Source organism: Streptococcus oralis (assembly GCF_002386345.1).
In the GTDB taxonomy this organism is placed as follows: domain Bacteria; phylum Bacillota; class Bacilli; order Lactobacillales; family Streptococcaceae; genus Streptococcus; species Streptococcus oralis_S.
The window spans coordinates 976,036-994,471 of the sequence record NZ_CP023507.1 but is presented as its reverse complement, the minus strand read 5'-3'; the positions used below and the strand labels follow the sequence as shown (position 1 = coordinate 994,471).

General features: G+C 38.8%; 19 protein-coding genes and 1 pseudogene. 15 read left to right on the top strand and 5 right to left on the bottom strand.

The window, feature by feature from the left end:
• Positions 1 to 18: 18 nt before the first annotated feature.
• Positions 19 to 318 (bottom strand): YbaB/EbfC family nucleoid-associated protein, encoded by a 300-nt coding sequence (locus CO686_RS04985; RefSeq protein WP_049550401.1) that lies wholly within the window; start codon positions 316 to 318, stop codon positions 19 to 21.
• Between the two features lie 494 nt (positions 319 to 812).
• Between CO686_RS04985 and CO686_RS04980 the strand changes: the two genes are divergently transcribed.
• The 15 genes and pseudogenes from CO686_RS04980 to lacG form a co-directional block, all read left to right on the top strand.
• Positions 813 to 1,520: an IspD/TarI family cytidylyltransferase gene (locus CO686_RS04980; protein WP_000638514.1), complete on the top strand. Its 708-nt coding sequence runs from the start codon at positions 813 to 815 to the stop codon at positions 1,518 to 1,520.
• 4 nt (positions 1,521 to 1,524) lie between these two features.
• Positions 1,525 to 2,547 carry a ribitol-5-phosphate dehydrogenase gene (locus tag CO686_RS04975; protein ID WP_049550400.1) on the top strand — a complete coding sequence of 341 codons (1,023 nt, stop codon included), beginning with the start codon at positions 1,525 to 1,527 and terminating at the stop codon, positions 2,545 to 2,547.
• A 16-nt stretch (positions 2,548 to 2,563) separates the two neighbouring features.
• Positions 2,564 to 3,421 carry a phosphotransferase family protein gene (locus tag CO686_RS04970; RefSeq protein ID WP_049550399.1) on the top strand — a complete coding sequence of 286 codons (858 nt, stop codon included), beginning with the start codon at positions 2,564 to 2,566 and terminating at the stop codon, positions 3,419 to 3,421.
• A 1-nt stretch (position 3,422) separates the two neighbouring features.
• A complete protein-coding gene (locus CO686_RS04965; protein ID WP_049550398.1) occupies positions 3,423 to 4,301 on the top strand; it encodes a DMT family transporter in 879 nt (292 codons plus the stop codon).
• A gap of 11 nt (positions 4,302 to 4,312) precedes the next feature.
• Positions 4,313 to 5,002 (top strand): sugar phosphate nucleotidyltransferase, encoded by a 690-nt coding sequence (locus tag CO686_RS04960; protein ID WP_000643950.1) that lies wholly within the window; start codon positions 4,313 to 4,315, stop codon positions 5,000 to 5,002.
• A 190-nt stretch (positions 5,003 to 5,192) separates the two neighbouring features.
• On the top strand, positions 5,193 to 5,669 hold the full coding sequence (locus CO686_RS04955; protein WP_049550397.1) for a PTS sugar transporter subunit IIA: 477 nt from the start codon (positions 5,193 to 5,195) through the stop codon (positions 5,667 to 5,669).
• 37 nt (positions 5,670 to 5,706) lie between these two features.
• Positions 5,707 to 6,012, top strand: coding sequence for a PTS sugar transporter subunit IIB (locus tag CO686_RS04950; RefSeq protein WP_000590551.1), 306 nt, complete (start codon positions 5,707 to 5,709; stop codon positions 6,010 to 6,012).
• Between the two features lie 54 nt (positions 6,013 to 6,066).
• On the top strand, positions 6,067 to 7,542 hold the full coding sequence (locus CO686_RS04945; protein WP_049550396.1) for a PTS galactitol transporter subunit IIC: 1,476 nt from the start codon (positions 6,067 to 6,069) through the stop codon (positions 7,540 to 7,542).
• A 107-nt stretch (positions 7,543 to 7,649) separates the two neighbouring features.
• Positions 7,650 to 8,546, top strand: a complete 897-nt coding sequence (locus CO686_RS04940; RefSeq protein WP_070800296.1) for an aldose 1-epimerase family protein — start codon at positions 7,650 to 7,652, stop codon at positions 8,544 to 8,546.
• Positions 8,547 to 8,832: 286 nt separating this feature from the next.
• Complete coding sequence (gene lacA, locus CO686_RS04935; protein WP_049550395.1) at positions 8,833 to 9,258, top strand: galactose-6-phosphate isomerase subunit LacA; 426 nt, start codon at positions 8,833 to 8,835, stop codon at positions 9,256 to 9,258.
• 30 nt (positions 9,259 to 9,288) lie between these two features.
• Positions 9,289 to 9,804 (top strand): galactose-6-phosphate isomerase subunit LacB, encoded by a 516-nt coding sequence (gene lacB / locus CO686_RS04930; protein WP_001216921.1) that lies wholly within the window; start codon positions 9,289 to 9,291, stop codon positions 9,802 to 9,804.
• Between the two features lie 10 nt (positions 9,805 to 9,814).
• The gene (locus tag CO686_RS04925; RefSeq protein ID WP_049550394.1) at positions 9,815 to 10,744 is read left to right on the top strand and encodes a tagatose-6-phosphate kinase; all 930 of its coding nucleotides are present in this window, start codon (positions 9,815 to 9,817) and stop codon (positions 10,742 to 10,744) included.
• 1 nt (position 10,745) lies between these two features.
• Positions 10,746 to 11,726, top strand: a complete 981-nt coding sequence (lacD, locus tag CO686_RS04920; protein WP_049550393.1) for a tagatose-bisphosphate aldolase — start codon at positions 10,746 to 10,748, stop codon at positions 11,724 to 11,726.
• Positions 11,727 to 11,957: 231 nt separating this feature from the next.
• Positions 11,958 to 12,356: a CAT RNA binding domain-containing protein gene (locus CO686_RS10560; RefSeq protein WP_070800298.1), complete on the top strand. Its 399-nt coding sequence runs from the start codon at positions 11,958 to 11,960 to the stop codon at positions 12,354 to 12,356.
• A pseudogene (gene lacG / locus CO686_RS04910) lies at positions 12,323 to 13,576 on the top strand (6-phospho-beta-galactosidase); the annotation flags it as partial. The gene CO686_RS10560 and the pseudogene lacG, both read left to right, overlap by 34 nt.
• A gap of 39 nt (positions 13,577 to 13,615) precedes the next feature.
• Here lacG and CO686_RS04905 read toward each other — a convergent pair.
• From CO686_RS04905 to nrdH, 4 genes are all read right to left on the bottom strand, one after another.
• A complete protein-coding gene (locus CO686_RS04905; RefSeq protein WP_000917584.1) occupies positions 13,616 to 14,383 on the bottom strand; it encodes a DeoR/GlpR family DNA-binding transcription regulator in 768 nt (255 codons plus the stop codon).
• 139 nt (positions 14,384 to 14,522) lie between these two features.
• The gene (nrdF, locus tag CO686_RS04900; RefSeq protein ID WP_000451378.1) at positions 14,523 to 15,485 is read right to left on the bottom strand and encodes a class 1b ribonucleoside-diphosphate reductase subunit beta; all 963 of its coding nucleotides are present in this window, start codon (positions 15,483 to 15,485) and stop codon (positions 14,523 to 14,525) included.
• Positions 15,486 to 15,679: 194 nt separating this feature from the next.
• Positions 15,680 to 17,839, bottom strand: a complete 2,160-nt coding sequence (gene nrdE / locus CO686_RS04895) for a class 1b ribonucleoside-diphosphate reductase subunit alpha (RefSeq protein WP_049550392.1) — start codon at positions 17,837 to 17,839, stop codon at positions 15,680 to 15,682.
• An 80-nt stretch (positions 17,840 to 17,919) separates the two neighbouring features.
• Positions 17,920 to 18,138: a glutaredoxin-like protein NrdH gene (nrdH, locus tag CO686_RS04890; protein WP_000259240.1), complete on the bottom strand. Its 219-nt coding sequence runs from the start codon at positions 18,136 to 18,138 to the stop codon at positions 17,920 to 17,922.
• Positions 18,139 to 18,436 lie beyond the last annotated feature (298 nt).

Sequence of the window (18,436 nt, the reverse complement as noted above, 5' to 3'; positions counted from 1 at the left end):
TTTCTCTTTTTTTGTGGATTAGAAAGGCAATTTTCCAGCGAAAGCTCCTAGTTTCTTCTTAGTCGTTTCATCAATTTGTTCAAGAGCAGCGTTAACTGCTTGAACAGTCATATCTGAAAGTGTTTCGAGATCTTCTGGATCTACAACTGCTGGGTTGAAGTCAATGCTGACAACTTTTTTGTCTCCAGTCAAAGTTGCTTGGACAAGGTCCTGAGCTGATTTTCCAACAAATTCCATGGCAACGAGTTCTGCTTGGCTTTGTTCCATTTGTTTTTGAAGTTTTTGTGCTTGGCGCATCATGTTTTGCATGTTCATCATGGCGGTTTACAGTTTCCTTTTTCTATTATTTTCTTTTTTATTTTATCAATTTTAGGGGCAAAAGTCTATTATTTGTTTAATTCATGAGATATATAACCTTTTATAATGAGTCTCTCAAACAACTTTTTTGTTTAATTCATGAGATATATAACCTTTTATAATGAGTCTCTCAAACAACTTTTAAGAAATTTACTATGCACACCTAGTATTCTTTGATAAACAAATAATTTCATTTAAGCTTTCTTTAAGGTTTCTATTATATCCTAAAGAACTCTATATTAACCGAACGTTGAGAGGAGAATATAGAGGATAACCTATTTTTATTTCTTAATTTGTTATGGTCTTTCCAAATTTAGTAAGGCATTGTTCACTTTTTGCCTTAAATGGTGTGTTGATTAGACTAAATGACACTCTGTCTTTTCTTCATGATGGAGACAGATTGTGATATAATAGATGGTAATGAGTTTTTTAGAATAAACTAAAGGAGAATATAAATGATCTATGCAGGAATCCTAGCCGGAGGAACTGGCACACGCATGGGAATCAGTAATTTACCAAAACAATTTTTGGAGTTGGGTGATCGACCTATTTTGATCCACACAATTGAAAAATTCGTCTTAGAACCAAGTATTGAAAAAATTGTAGTTGGAGTTCATGGAGATTGGGTGTCACACGCTGAGGACCTAGTTGACAAGTATCTTTCTCTCCACAAGGATCGCATCATCATTACCAAAGGTGGGGCTGATCGCAATACCAGTATCGAGAAGATTATTGAAGCTATTGATGCCTATCGTCCAATCACTCCAGAAGATATTGTGATTACCCACGACTCTGTTCGTCCATTTATCACACTTCGCATGATTCAGGACAATATAAAACTGGCTCAAAATCATGATGCGGTTGATACAGTAGTAGAAGCAGTTGATACCATTGTTGAAAGTACTAATGGTCAGTTTATCACTGATATTCCAAATCGTGCTCACCTCTATCAAGGTCAAACGCCTCAGACTTTCCGTTGCAAGGATTTCATGGATTTGTATGGTTCCCTATCTGATCAAGAAAAGGAAATCCTGACGGATGCATGTAAGATTTTTGTTATCAAAGGAAAAGACGTTGCACTAGCTAAAGGGGAATATTCAAATCTTAAAATCACAACTGTGACAGACCTGAAAATCGCGAAAAGTATGATTGAGAAAGACTAAGGCTATGATTAATCAAATTTATCAACTGACCAAACCAAAGTTTATCAATGTAAAATATCAAGAAGAGGACATTGATCAGGAGAATCATATCCTGATTCGTCCAAATTATATGGCGGTTTGTCATGCAGATCAACGTTACTATCAAGGGAAACGCGATCCAAAGATATTGGCTAAAAAGCTTCCTATGGCCATGATTCACGAGTCTTGTGGAACTGTTATCTCAGATCCAACTGGTACTTATGAAGTCGGTCAAAAGGTAGTTATGATTCCCAATCAACCGCCTATGCAGAGTGACAAGGAGTTCTACGAGAACTACATGACAGGGACCTACTTCCTATCTAGTGGCTATGACGGCTTTATGCGAGAATTTGTCTCTCTTCCAAAAGATCGTGTTGTGTCTTATAATGATATTGAGGACACAGTTGCAGCCATAACTGAGTTTGTAAGTGTTGGCATGCATGCTATGGATCGCTTCCTGCATCTTGCTCATAGCAAGAGAGAGCGCATCGCTGTTATCGGAGATGGTAGTTTGGCCTTTGTGGTTGCCAATATTATCAATTACACTCTACCAGAAGCAGAGATTATCGTTATTGGTCGCCATTGGGAAAAATTGGAGCTCTTCTCTTTTGCAAAAGAGTGCTACATCACGGATAATATCCCAGAGGATTTGACCTTTGATCATGGATTTGAGTGTTGCGGTGGTGATGGTACAGGACCAGCTATCAATGACCTGATTCGCTATATTCGTCCACAGGGAACGATTCTCATGATGGGAGTGAGTGAATACAAGATCAATATCAATACGCGAGATGCTTTGGAAAAAGGATTGTTATTAGTAGGCTCATCTCGTTCAGGACGCGTCGATTTTGAGAAGGCTATTCAAATGATGGAAGTCAAAAAGTTTGCGAATCGTCTGAAGAATATCCTTTATGTTGAAGAACCTGTGAGAGAAATCAAGGACATTCACCGTGTCTTTGCTACAGACCTAAATACTGCTTTCAAAACAGTATTTAAGTGGGAAGTGTAGAAGATGGAGGTTAATTGTGGAGAAACTCATCAAAGAAAAAATTTCTTCTTTACTATCTGATGAAGAGGAAGTACTCAGTGTTGAACAGCTGGGAGGCATGACCAATCAAAACTATTTGGTTAAAACAACCAACAAACAGTATATTGTGAAATTTTTTGGTAAAGGGACTGAAAAACTCATCAATCGTCAAAATGAAAAGTACAATCTTGAACTTTTAGAGGATTTAGATTTAGATGTCAAAAAATATCTCTTTGATATTGAGTCAGGGATTAAAGTAAATGAATACATCGAATCAGCAGTAACTCTTGATTCAACATCAATTAAGTCCAAGTTTGAAAAGATTGCACCAATTTTACAAACCATCCACGCTTCAGGGAAAGAATTAAGAGGAGAATTTGCTCCTTTTGAGGAAATCAGCAAATATGAATCCTTGATTGAGGGAGCTATCCCTTATGAAAACTATGAAGCTGTAAGAAAAGATGTATTTTCACTAGAAAAGAGATTGGCTGATTTGGGTGTTGATAGAAAGTCCTGTCACATCGATTTGGTACCAGAAAACTTTATCGAGTCACCACAAGGTCGTTTGTATTTGATTGACTGGGAATACTCTTCTATGAATGACCCAATGTGGGATTTGGCAGCTCTTTTCTTAGAGTCTGAATTTACAAAGCAAGAGGAAGATGCTTTCCTTTCCTACTATGAAAGTGACAAAACGCCTGTATCACGTGAGAAGATTCGTATCTATAAAATCTTGCAAGATACTATCTGGAGTTTGTGGACAGTGTACAAAGAAGCTCAAGGGGCTGATTTTGGAGATTACGGTGTCAATCGTTACCAAAGAGCTGTCGAAGGTTTGACTTATTATGGAGGTTAGGATGAAGAATAAAAATGGTGTTTCCTTTGGTCTGCTCTCTGGTATCTTCTGGGGATTAGGTCTAACGATTAGTGCTTATATCTTTTCAATTTTTACAAATCTTTCGCCTTTTGTTGTGGCTGCCGCTCATGATTTCTTGAGTATCTTTATCTTGTTAGCTTTTCTTTTGGTAAAAGAAAGAAAAGTTCGTCTCTCGATTTTCTTAAATATTCGAAATGTAAGTGTAATTATCGGAGCTTTACTAGCAGGACCAATAGGTATGCAGGCCAATCTTTATGCGGTTAAATATATCGGTAGTTCACTAGCTTCATCTGTATCAGCTATTTACCCAGCAGTTTCAGTTTTGCTCGCCTTCTTCATTTTGAAACACAAGGTTTCAAAGAATACAGTATTCGGTGTTTTCTTGATTATTGCAGCGATCATTGCTCAAACCTACAAGGTTGAACAAGTTAACTCGTTTTACATTGGGATTCTTTGTGCCCTTATCTGTGCCATTGCCTGGGGGAGTGAAAGTGTTCTCAGCTCCTATGCTATGGAAAGTGATTTAAGTGAAATTGAAGCCTTGTTAATTCGACAAGTAACCTCATTCTTGTCCTATCTAGTGATTGTGCTCTTTTCTCACCATTCATTTGCAGAAGTAGCAGATGGGCAATTGCTCGGTTTGATGTTAGTCTTTGCAGCATGTAATATGATTTCATACTTAGCCTACTACATTGCTATCAACCGTTTACAACCTGCAAAAGCAACTGGGTTGAACGTAAGCTATGTCGTATGGACAGTATTGTTCTCAGCAATGCTTTTAGGTACACCACTCGATATGCTGACAATCATCACTTCACTTATTGTTATGGCTGGTGTTTATATTATTATTAAAGAATAAAGGAGATTCGTGTGAAAGCGATTATTTTAGCAGCGGGCCTAGGAACTCGTCTGCGCCCTATGACTGAAAATACCCCAAAAGCTTTGGTTAAGGTTAATCAAAAACCTTTGGTAGAATACCAAATTGAGTTTTTGAAAGAGAGAGGAATTGATGAGATTATCATCGTTGTCGGTTACCTCAAAGAACAATTTGACTACCTAAAAGAAAAATATGGTGTTCGTTTAGTCTTTAACGACAAGTATGCTGATTACAATAACTTTTACTCACTTTATTTAGTAAAAGAAGATTTGGCTAACAGCTACGTCATCGATGCAGATAACTATCTTTTCAAAAATATGTTTCGAAACGATCTTAAACGTTCTACCTATTTTAGCGTTTATCGTGAAGACTGTACGAATGAGTGGTTCTTGGTTTACGGTGATGACTACAAGGTTCAAGACATTATTGTTGACAGCAAGGCTGGTCGTATTCTGAGCGGAGTTTCATTCTGGGATGCACCAACTGCTGAGAAGATTGTTGGCTTTATTGACAAAGCTTACGAGAGTGGTGAATTTGTTGATCTTTACTGGGACAACATGGTTAAGGATAATATCAAAGAATTAGATGTCTATGTCGAAGAATTAGAAGGAAATAGCATCTATGAAATTGATAGTGTAAAAGATTACCATAAGTTAGAAGAGATTTTATCTACTATTGAGTAAGGAAAGAGAAGAAGGCTTGAGCCTTCTTTTTTTGTGTATTTTATAACAAGAATGTTTGATATTGATTGTATTCTTTAAATGAAACAAAAATTACAAAAAAATGAACAAAATAAAACAAAAATTATTGACAACGATTTCATATAGTGTTATACTTATTACATAAAAGATAATTGAAAGAAGGGAAAATGTTATGGGATTAGATCATTTCTTTGACAAAAACCTGGTGTTTTGCTTAGAAGCGGATAATCAAGAACAACTCTTTGATCAGGTAGCAAGCTTGTTGGAAGAACGAGAAATTGTCACTCCAACTTATCGTGAAGCCTTGATCACGCGTGAAAAGTCATTTCCAACTGGTTTAGATATGGATTTTCTAGGAAAGGACTTGCCAAATGTAGCGATTCCTCATACAGATATTGTTCATAATCTAGCTGAGAAAGTGGTGGTTGTTCGATTAGAAAAACCAGTAACTTTTCACAATATGATAGCTCCTGATAAGGAAGTAGAAGTATCCCTACTCTTCTTTATCATTAACAACTCAAGTTCAAGTCAAACAAATATTCTGGCTCAGTTGATGGACTTTTTCACAGGAAATGGACATCTGGAAGATCTATCAAAAATTTCCGAACCAGAAAAACTTTATGCTTACATTTCCGAAGCAACCGCTTAATCTTGTCTATTAAAAAATAAAATCGGAGGAAATCCAAATGATTAAAATTCTTGCTGCCTGCGGTGCAGGTGTTAACTCAAGTCACCAAATTAAAAGTGCTCTAGAAGAAGAACTTTCAAACCGTGGTTATGACGTTCACTGTGATGCAGTCATGGTGAAAGATGTAAACGAAGACCTTATCAAGGGCTACGATATCTTTACACCAATCGCTGCAACTGACCTTGGTTTTGAACCAGGTATTCCAGTAATTGAAGCTGGACCAATCTTGTTCCGTATTCCAGCGATGAGCGCACCAGTATTTGACAATATTGAAGCAGCTATCAAAGAACATGGACTAAGCTAATTTATTCTTTATCTTGTTAACATTCATATAACTAAAAAAACGGGAGGAACTATTATGGATGTCATTATCGAACTAGCCAATAAGATTTTCAAGCCAGTCTTGGAAATGGGTGGTCCTATCATCATGCTGATCATCTTGACAGTATTGGCCTTACTATTTGGAGTGAAATTCTCAAAAGCGCTTGAAGGTGGTATTAAACTTGCCATCGCCCTTACTGGTATCGGTGCCATCATCGGTATGCTCAACGGAGCTTTCTCAGCATCACTTGCGAAATTCGTTGAAAACACAGGTATTCAGTTAAACATCACTGACGTTGGTTGGGCACCACTTGCTACGATTACTTGGGGATCTGCCTGGACACTTTACTTCTTGCTTGTGATGTTGATTGTCAACGTTGTGATGCTTGCAATGAAGAAAACGGACACACTTGACGTTGATATCTTTGATATCTGGCACTTGTCAATCACTGGTCTTTTGATCAAATGGTATGCAGACAACAATGGTGTTAGCCAAGGAGTTTCACTTTTCATCGCAACTGCAGCAGTTGTTCTTGTAGGTGTTTTGAAAATCATTAACTCTGACTTGATGAAACCAACATTCGACGACCTTCTTAATGCACCAAGTTCATCACCAATGACTTCAACTCACATGAACTACATGATGAACCCAGTCATCATGGTTTTGGATAAGATTTTTGAAAAATTCTTCCCAGGTCTTGATAAATATGACTTTGACGCTGCAAAATTGAACAAGAAAATCGGTTTCTGGGGATCTAAATTCTTCATCGGTTTCATTCTTGGTATCGTTATTGGTTTGATGGGTACTCCACACCCAGTTGCAGGTGTAGAAGGAGCTGATAAATGGGAACTTGTTATTAAAGGTTGGTTGAGCCTTGGTTTGACTGCCGGTGTAGCTTTGGAACTCTTCTCACTTATCGGATCTTGGTTCATCGCAGCCGTAGAACCACTTTCACAAGGTATTACAAACGTTGCTACTAAACGTCTTCAAGGACGTAAATTCAACATCGGTCTTGACTGGCCTTTCATCGCTGGTCGTGCTGAAATCTGGGCTTGTGCCAACGTACTTGCTCCAATCATGCTAGTAGAAGCTGTGCTTCTTTCAAACGTCGGTAATGGTATCTTGCCTCTTGCAGGTATCATCGCTATGGGTGTGACTCCAGCTCTCTTGGTTGTTACACGTGGTAAACTGCTCCGTATGATTATCTTCGGAACACTCTTGTTGCCTCTCTTCCTTCTTTCTGGTACTCTTATCGCACCATTTGCAACAGAACTTGCTAAAGGTGTAGGTGCCTTTCCTAAAGGTGTAGATAGTGCTCAATTGATCACTCACTCAACTCTTGAAGGACCAATTGAAAAACTATTTGGTTGGGCAATCGGTAATGCTACAACAGGTGATATCAAAGCAATCCTTGGTGCAGCAGCCTTCCTTGTATTCTATGTAGGTATCTTTGCTTGGTATAGAAAACAAATGATCAAACGTAACGAAGAATACGCAGCAAATGCTAAATAATTCGCTCCTATAAAATGTAAATTGTGAAAACTAGGTTGTTAATTTCCTACATTGGGAGTGACAACCTAGTTTTTCGTATAAAAATCTAAAAATAGTTGGAGAACATTATGGTGATTGAAATCAAATCAGACCAGTTAACAGTCCAGTTTAAAACCTTAGGTGGCGCCTTGTCGTCCATCAAGGATCGAGAGGGCATTGAGTATCTGTGGCAAGGAGATGCCACTTACTGGAGTGGACAAGCGCCTGTACTTTTTCCAATCTGCGGCTCTTTAAGAGAAGATACAGCCTTCTACAGTCATGCAGATGGAACGGAGACGAAAGGAAACATTCCTCGTCATGGTTTGGTCCGTAAAAATGAATTTGACTTAGTTGATCAAACAGAAAACAGTGTTACTTTTGCTATCGAAGATGATGAGAATACTTATCAAAACTATCCTTATCACTTCCGCCTTGAAATCACTTATCTAGTGACTGGCAAGACTGTTCGTACTCAATACAAGATTCTCAATAAAGAAACTAATAAAGTAATGCCATTCTTTATAGGAGGACATCCAGGCTTTAATTGTCCTCTGCTAGATGGCGAAACTTATGAAGATTACTATTTAGTGTTTGAGAAAGAAGAGACTTGCTCTGTTCCACGTCCTTTCCCAGAAACAGGAATGTTAGACTTCCAAGATAGAAGTCCATGGTTGGATGGGCAAAAAGAATTAGACCTTAGCTATGATCTGTTTAGTGTTGATGCAGTGACTTTGGATGAGTTGCAATCCAGAACAATTGTCCTTCGTTCTCGTAAGCATGAGAAGGGATTAAAAGTACACTTCCAGGAGTTCTCAAATCTCATCATTTGGTCAACTTTGAATAAGGGACCATTCATTGCATTTGAACCTTGGTCTGGATTATCTACATCTCTTGAAGAAGGAGATCATTTAGAAGATAAGAAAAACGTTCGTCTCTTGGAACCCGGTCAAGTAGATCAGATTGGCTTTGATATTGAAATATTTTAGATAAAAAACCACAAAAACAAACATTTACTGTTGACTTTTTCTATAAATAGGAGTATATTATGTTTGTAAGCAACAAATGATGTTTGTAACAAACAAATAATCACTTGTTATATTCTCTTTCGAGGAGAAAGTTTGTTTCTAGGAACTTGATTTCCTAGACTTGGATAAGCTATCGAACAGCTTATTCAATCAAATTTGTCAATAAACTGCTAGAAAGTCTTTTGTAGGTAAACTGCTAACTATAAAAGTCTTTACTAGCCTAGAATAATAAAAAGGAGTATACAATATGTCTATTGTTATCGGTGCAGATGCTGCAGGTTTGAGATTGAAAGAAGTTGTGAAAGACTTCTTGGAAAAAGAAAACTTCCACGTCGTGGATGTCACAGCTGAAGGTCAAGATTTTGTTGATGTGACTCTTGCTGTTGCTGCAGAAGTAAACAAAGAAGAACAAAACCTTGGTATCGTGATTGATGCTTATGGTGCTGGTCCATTTATGGTCGCAACAAAGATCAAAGGAATGGTTGCTGCTGAAGTTTCTGATGAACGTTCAGCTTATATGACTCGCGGCCACAACAACTCTCGTATGATTACTATGGGAGCAGAAACAGTTGGTGACGAATTGGCTAAAAACATTGCTAAAGGTTTTGTTAACGGCAAATACGACGGTGGTCGTCACCAAATTCGTGTTGATATGTTGAACAAAATGTGCTAATTAGATTACAGTAAGAAAGGTAAGTTAAAAATGAGAATTGCAATTGGATGTGACCACATCGTAACAGATGAAAAAATGGCGGTTTCAGAATTTTTGAAATCAAAAGGATATGAAGTCATCGACTTTGGTACCTATGACCACACACGTACTCACTACCCAATCTTTGGTAAAAAAGTTGGTGAAGCCGTTACAAGCGGTCAAGCTGATCTTGGGGTATGTATCTGTGGTACTGGTGTTGGTATCAACAACGCTGTAAATAAAGTTCCAGGAGTTCGTTCTGCCTTGGTTCGTGATATGACAACAGCACTTTATGCAAAAGAACAATTGAATGCCAACGTTATTGGTTTTGGTGGTAAAATTACTGGTGAATTGCTCATGTGCGATATCATTGAAGCTTTCATCAATGCTGAATACAAACCATCAGAAGAAAATAAAAAATTGATTGCGAAAATTGAGCACGTTGAAACTCACAATGCTCATCAAGCAGATGCAAACTTCTTTACAGAATTCCTTGAAAAATGGGATCGCGGTGAATACCACGACTAAGAGGTGACGCATGATTTTAACAGTCACAATGAATCCATCCATTGATATTTCTTATCCTTTGGATGAATTAAAAATTGACACTGTCAACCGTGTGGTGGACGTGACCAAGACAGCTGGTGGTAAAGGGCTCAATGTTACACGAGTGCTTTCAGAATTTGGTGATTCTGTTGTTGCTACCGGTTTGGTTGGTGGTAAACTTGGTGAGTTTTTAGTAGAGCATATCGACGATAAAGTAACGAAACGTTTCTTCTCCATTCAAGGAGAGACTCGTAACTGTATTGCTATTCTACACGGAGACAATCAAACAGAAATCCTTGAAAAAGGTCCCGAAGTTCTTGAACAAGAAGGGCAAGATTTCTTGGCTCATTTCGAAAATCTCCTTGACACTGTAGAAGTAGTTGCTATCTCTGGTAGTCTGCCAGCAGGTCTTCCAGTTGACTACTATGCAAGCTTAGTAGAACTTGCTAATCGCAAAGGAAAACCAGTTGTTCTAGATTGCTCAGGTGCAGCACTTCAGGCGGTTCTTGAATCACCACATAAACCAACAGTAATCAAACCAAACAACGAAGAATTGTCTCAGCTTCTTGGGAAAGAAGTTTCTGAGGATTTGGATGAATTAAAAGAAGTTCTTCAAGAGCCTCTATTTGCAGGGATTGAGTGGATAATCGTTTCACTTGGTGCAAATGGTGCTTTTGCAAAACATGGTGATACTTTCTACAAGGTATATATTCCTAGAATTCAAGTTGTCAATCCTGTCGGATCTGGAGATTCTACTGTTGCAGGTATTTCATCAGGACTTCTTCATAAGGAATCGGATGTAGAACTCCTCATCAAGGCCAATGTCCTTGGTATGCTCAATGCTCAAGAAAAAATGACAGGTCATGTCAATATGGCCAACTATCAAGCTTTATATGATCAATTAATAGTAAAAGAGGTATAAAATGGCTTTAACAGAAAACAAACGTGCATGCTTAGAAAAACTTTCAGATGAAAACGGCATTATCTCAGCTCTTGCCTTTGACCAACGTGGTGCTTTGAAACGCCTCATGGCTCAATACCAAACAGAAGAGCCAACAGTCGCTCAAATGGAAGAACTCAAAGTATTGGTAGCAGATGAATTGACTAAATACGCATCCTCTATGCTTCTTGACCCAGAGTATGGACTTCCAGCTACAAAAGCGCTTGATGCCAATGCTGGTCTTCTCCTTGCTTATGAAAAAACAGGATACGACACAACAAGCACCAAACGCTTGCCAGACTGCTTGGATGTTTGGTCTGCCAAACGCATCAAGGAACAAGGTGCAGATGCTGTCAAGTTCTTGCTTTACTACGATGTAGACAGCTCTGACGAACTCAACCAAGAAAAACAAGCCTACATCGAACGCATCGGTTCTGAGTGTGTGGCGGAAGACATTCCATTCTTCCTTGAAATCTTGGCTTACGATGAAAAAATCGCTGACGCAGGTTCTGCAGAATACGCTAAAGTGAAACCACACAAGGTTATCGGTGCCATGAAGGTCTTCTCAGACCCACGCTTCAACATCGATGTCTTGAAAGTGGAAGTTCCAGTCAATGTGAAATACGTTGAAGGCTTTGGTGAAGGTGAAATCGTGCATACTCGTGAAGAAGCAGCAGCCTTCTTCAAAGCTCAAGACGAAGCAACAAATCTTCCATACATCTACTTGAGTGCGGGTGTATCAGCTAAACTCTTCCAAGAAACGCTTGTCTTTGCTCACGAATCAGGCGCAAACTTCAACGGCGTTCTTTGTGGCCGTGCAACTTGGGCTGGATCAGTTGAAGCCTACATCAAAGACGGTGAAGCAGCAGCTCGTGAATGGTTACGCACAACTGGATTTGAGAACATTGATGAACTCAACAAAGTTCTCCAAACCACAGCGACTTCATGGACTGAACGTGTGTAAAATAATAATTGGACCGTTTGATCATTTTCGTCTAAAAATAGAATTTTTGTGATTGAGAGTGTTTACAATCTTTTATCTTGGTGGTATAATTAAACCATAATTTAATAGTAGTGAGTGTTACTAAGTAATATTAGGCATGATCACAGATGAATTAGAAAATAGTGAATTTTCTAAGCTCATTTGTGGTCTTTTTTGTACTCATATACCTTTAAGATATAAAAGGAGGTTGCCATGTATCGAATTCTAAATCCAATGAATCACAATGTCTCGCTTGTCAGAAACGACAAAGGAGAAGAAGTGATTGTGATTGGTAAAGGGATTGCATTTGGAAAGAAGAAAGGGGACTTAATTGCTGAAAATCAGGTTGAGAAAATCTTTCGGATGAACACAGAAGAGTCCAGAGAAAACTTTATGGCTCTTCTCAAAGATGTTCCGCTTGATTTTATCACAGTGACTTATGAAATCATTGATAAGCTATCAAAGAAATATCATTATCCGATTCAAGAGTATCTCTACGTAATCTTGACAGATCATATTTACTGCTCTTACCAAGCTCTAACACAAGAAAGGTACAAGGATAGTAATCTGCCAGATATTTCTACCAAAAATACCCAGTTGAACTCAAACTAGCAGAAGAGTATGGTGTCAATGGTATCCGTATTTCAATCGCTTGGTCACGTATCTTTCCAACTGGTTATGGGAAGGTTAATGACAAGGGGGTTGAGTTCTATCATAATCTATTTGCAGAATGTCACAAACGGCATGTTGAGCCCTTTGTGACCCTCCATCACTTTGATACGCCAGAAGCTCTACATTCAAATGGAGACTTCTTAAACCGTGAAAACATTAAACACTTTGTAGACTACGCAGCCTTCTGTTTTGAAGAATTTCCTGAAGTTAACTTTTGGACAACCTTTAATGAAATTGGGCCGATAGGAGATGGTCAGTATTTGGTTGGAAAATTCCCTCCAGGTATTCAGTACGACCTTGCCAAAGTCTTCCAATCTCATCACAATATGATGGTGTCGCATGCGTGTGCAGTCAAGCTATATAAAGATAAAGGCTATAAAGGTGAAATTGGTGTGGTTCACGCCCGGCCTATTAAGTATCCTCTGGATCCTGAAAATCCTGCAGATGTCCGTGCAGCTGAGTTAGAAGATATTATCCATAACAAGTTTATCCTAGACGCGACTTATCTAGGACGCTATTCTGAAGAAACCATGGAAGGTGTCAACCATATCTTAGCAGTCAATGGTGGAAGCTTAGATTTGCGTGAAGAAGACTTCGTAGTCCTAGAAGCTGCAAAAGACTTGAACGACTTCCTTGGAATTAACTACTACATGAGTGATTGGATGCAAGCCTTTGATGGCGAAACAGAAATCATTCATAACGGTAAGGGTGAAAAAGGAAGCTCTAAGTATCAGATTAAGGGAGTTGGACGTCGAGTAGCGCCTGACTATGTCCCACGTACGGACTGGGATTGGATTATCTATCCTCAAGGTTTGTATGATCAAATCATGCGCGTGAAACAAGATTACCCAAATTACAAAAAAATCTACATCACAGAGAATGGTCTCGGATACAAAGACGAGTTTGTGGATGGGACAGTCTACGATGATGGGCGGATTGATTATGTTAAGAAACATATGGAAGTGATTGCAGATGCAATCTCTGATGGAGCCAACGTCAAAGGCTACTTTATCTGGTCATTGATGGACGTCTTCTCATGGTCAAACGGTTATGAAAAACGTTACGGTCTCTTCTATGTTGATTTTGAAACCCAGGATCGCTATCCAAAGAAATCAGCTCACTGGTACAAGAAACTAGCTGAGACACAACTTATTGAATAAAATTCAACAAAAATTCCCCACCAAAAGGCAGGGGAATTTTTATGGTTTTGATAAAAGAATGGTTGTTTGTTTCGACAGATCTTCAAATGTCTCCTGACTCAGTTTGGCATCTGAAACGATGGTATCAATTTCTGAGATATTGTAGAAAGTATAAAAATCAAACTTATTAAACTTACTGTGGTCTGCCAGTAAGTATTTTTTATTGGCATTGTTCAAGGCGATTCGTTGTACCTCGCCCTCTTCTTCACTGAAAGTAGCAATTGCCTTATCCTTAATACCATTACAGCTTACAAAAGCTTTAGAAAACTGAAGATTGGTCAAATCCTGTAAGGTAAGTGTCCCTACAAAAGCACCCGTGATAGAGCGATAATTTCCACCAATTAAGATTAAATCTGTTAGTTTTCGTTCGTTTAGGATGAGAAAAACAGGAAGACTGTTTGTTACGACACGAATGTTATCAATAGGGAGCTCACGAGCAAAACACTCCAAGGTTGTTCCTGGGCCGATAAAAATGGTTTCACCTTCGTCAATCAAATGACCTGCAAAACGGCTAATTTCTTGTTTTTCAGCAATCTGCAAGCCTTGTTTTTCGACGTTTGAGCGTTCGTTGTTTAAGAGAGAACCTGTACGAAGTTTTTCAGCACCACCATGCACACGAACCAGCAAATCCTTATCTGCCAATTCTTGTAAATAGCGGCGAGCTGTCATATCTGACACATCAAGACTCTCCATAATCTCTTTTACAGTAATAGTGCCTTTTGTGTTTACTGCTTCTAGAATACTATCTAGTTTTTCTTGCTTTAGCATCCTTATCACCTCGATTTCTACTATTATTATCTTACCATAAAACGCTCAATCAATCAAATAGAAAAAAACAAAACAAAACAAAAACAAAAATATCATGGTTGTTTTAAACAAACCATGATATTTTGAATGTTTGGTCAAATTAGTCTAAACCGTAGTTGTAATCCTCGTCTTGCATGGCTTCAACTTCACCAAGGAGGTAACCATTTCCGACTTGAGAGAAGAAGTCGTGGTTAGAAGTTCCTGTTGAAATACCGTTCATGACGATAGGATTGACATCATCAGCTGAATCTGGGAAGAGTGGATCTTGTCCTAGGTTCATAAGGGCCTTATTTGCATTGTAGCGAAGGAAGGTTTTTACTTCCTCAGTCCAGCCAACACCGTCATAGAGGCTTTCTGTATAGCCCTCTTCGTTCTCGTAGAGAGTGTAGAGCAGGTCGTACATCCATTCTTTAAGTTTTTCTTGCTCTTCTTCAGGCAATTCGTTGAAACCAAGTTGGAATTTGTAACCAATATAAGTTCCGTGAACAGACTCATCACGAATGATCAGTTTGATGATTTCCGCAACGTTGGCCAGTTTGTTGTTACCGAGATAGTAGAGGGGCGTAAAGAAACCAGAGTAGAAGAGGAAGGTTTCAAGGAAAACACTGGCAACTTTCTTTTCTAGTGGGCTACCATTGAGATAGATTTCATTGATAATTTCCGCTTTTCTTTGTAGGTAGGGGTTAGTGTTGGTCCATTCAAAGATTTCTTCGATTTCAGCCTTGGTATTCAAGGTTGAAAAGATAGAAGAGTAAGATTTTGCGTGGACAGATTCCATAAATTGGATGTTGTTAAAAACAGCTTCTTCATGCGGTGTACGGATGTCTGAGCGAAGCGCCTGAACCCCTGTTTCAGATTGCATGGTATCCAAAAGGGTCAAACCACCAAAGACTTTTCCAACCAAGTCTTTTTCTTTGTTTGATAGTTTTCTCCAGTCGTCTAGGTCATTTGACAAGGGGATACGCGTATCGAGCCAGAATTGCTCCGTCAGTTTTTCCCAAGTTGATTTGTCGATGACATCTTCGATGGCATTCCAGTTAATGGCTTTGTAGTAAGTTTCCATTTGAAATCTCTTTCTGTATGTAATAATGCGATTGTCAAATCCTCTCTATTTTATCATAGTCTGAGAAGAGTATCGCACAAAAAGTCGGAAGCCCGACTTTTTAGTTTTTCATAGTATTTAAGATACTTATCAAGTTTTTTCTGGTGGGTAACTTAATCAGTAGTCTGAGAAAATGTGGTTGCCTCAGATAAAAATTAAATCACACAACTTTCACATTGGTTAGCACCGACTTCTCCACCGTCGTCTGTAAAGGTACGGACGTAGTAGATAGACTTGATACCCTTGTTAAAGGCATAGTTACGAAGGATTGACAAGTCACGTGTCGTTTGTTTGTTTTCTTTCTTCCATTCGTAAAGACCTTTTGGAATGTCGCTACGCATGAAGAGAGTGAGTGAAAGCCCTTGGTCCACGTGCTCAGTCGCAGCAGCGTAAACATCAATCACTTTACGCATATCCATGTCATAAGCAGAAGTGTAGTAAGGAATGGTATCTGTAGACAAGCCTGCAGCTGGATAGTAGATTTTACCGATTTTCTTCTCTTGACGTTCTTCGATACGTTGTGTAATCGGGTGGATAGAAGCAGAAACGTCGTTGATGTAGCTGATAGAACCATTTGGAGCAACAGCTAGACGGTTTTGATGGTAAAGTCCATCTGCTTGAACCTTTTCGCGAAGTTCAGTCCAATCAGCAGCACTTGGGATAAAGACGTCTTTGAAGAGTTCTTTGACACGGTCTGATTTTGGAACAAACTCGCCTGTCACATACTTGTCAAAGTAGCTTCCGTTAGCATAGTCTGATTTTTCAAAGTTGTGGAAGGTGATACCGCGTTCACGCGCGATGTTATTAGATTCTACCAAGGTCCAGTAGTTCATAAGCATAAAGTAGATGCTTGTAAATTCAATTGACTCAGGTGATCCATATTCGATGAGTTGTTGAGCAAGGTAGCTATGAAGTCCCATAGCACCAAGACCAAAGGTGTGAGCTAAACTGTTTCCGTGGTCAATAGTAGGGACAGCTACGATGTGTGAACTATCTGTAACGAAAGTAAGGGCACGAACCATCGCACGGATAGAACGACCAAAGTCAGGTGACGTCATCATGTTGACCACGTTGGTTGATCCAAGGTTACATGAAACGTCCGTTCCCATTTGAAGGAATTCTTGAGCATCGTTGATCAAGCTTGGTTCTTGAACTTGAAGAATCTCAGAACACAAGTTACTCATGATAATCTTACCATCTACTGGATTAGCACGGTTGGCTGTATCAATGTTGACTACATAAGGGTAACCAGATTCTTGTTGCAATTTAGAGATTTCAGTTTCCAAATCACGCGCCTTGATTTTTGTCTTGCGGATGTTTGGATTTGCGACCAATTCATCATATTTTTCAGTGATGTCGATGTAGTTGAATGGCACACCGTATTCAAGCTCTACAGAGTAAGGGCTAAAGAGATACATTTCTTCATTTTTACGAGCTAATTCGTAGAATTTATCGGGCACCACAACTCCAAGTGAGAGGGTCTTAACACGAACCTTTTCATCGGCATTTTCTTTCTTAGTTGAAAGGAAGGCGATGATATCTGGGTGAAAGACATTGAGGTAGACAACCCCAGCACCTTGACGCTGACCAAGTTGGTTTGAGTAGGAGAAACTGTCTTCGAAGAGTTTCATAACTGGAACGACACCAGAAGCTGCTCCTTCATAACCTTTGATAGGTGCACCCGCTTCACGAAGGTTGCTGAGGGAAATTCCCACACCACCACCGATACGTGAAAGTTGAAGAGCAGAGTTGATGGAACGTCCGATAGAGTTCATGTCATCAGTTACTTGAATCAAGAAACAAGATACCAACTCCCCACGACGAGCCCGACCAGCATTCAAAAAGGAAGGGGTAGCTGGTTGGTAACGTTGGTGGATGATTTCATTGGCAATATCAGTCGCAATTGCTTCATCCCCGTCAGCAAAGTAAAGTGCATTAAAGAAGACACGGTCTTCCATACTTTCAAGGTAATATTCACCGTCATTAGTCTTCAAGGCATACTGGTTGTAAAATTTGTAGGCAGCCATGAATGACTTGAATTGGAAGTTTTGATCCTTGATAAATTGATGCAATTCTTCCAAAAACTCTGGACGGTATTTCTTAAGAAATGCAGTTTCAATGTAGTTGTGTTCAACGAGGTAGTTGATTTTATCAGTAATTGAATCAAAAACCATGGTATTTGGAACCACATTTTCTTTAAAGAAGGCATCCAAGGCTTCCTTATCTTTATGAAGCATGATTTGTCCATTGACAGGACGGTTAATTTCGTTATTGAGACGGAAGTAAGTTACGTCCTCAAGATGTTTTAATCCCATAAAATTTCCTTTATCTAATTACAAAAGAAAGGCCTCTAAGTTAGCCCTAGAAGCAATCTCTTCTGGATGATGTACTAAGATTATGCTAATTGTTTCAGTTTTCCTGGTTGGAAGCCTGAAAAGACTTCAGTTGGTGTTTGGATAACAGGAGCAGCGCTGAAACCGAGCTCTTTAACTTGATCGATGTACTCTGGTTGCTCGTCGAGATTGATCTCACGATAAGCGACATTGTTGCTGTCCAAGAAACGCTTGGTCATCTTACATTGGACACAGTTGTTTTTAGAATAAACGGTTACCATTTTCGTAACTCCTCTTTCAAAATTGATTACTTTCTTAGTATATCAGAAAAAAAAACTTTGTCAAACTTTTTAAACTAAATCTTGTGCTAAAAAGTTACAGTTTCAAAAACAAAGCACAAGATATAGTGTTTTGTCAGAGTGTAAAATTGGGTTTTCATTGAACTATCAAAGTTTATCAAAACAAAAAAACTATATACTGTATATTGGTAAGATAAATAGAAGATTTTCAGCAAGTTATCTGAAAGGAAATAGAAGAAAGTCCATAAAACACTTGAAAAATAATCTAGAAGGTGATATA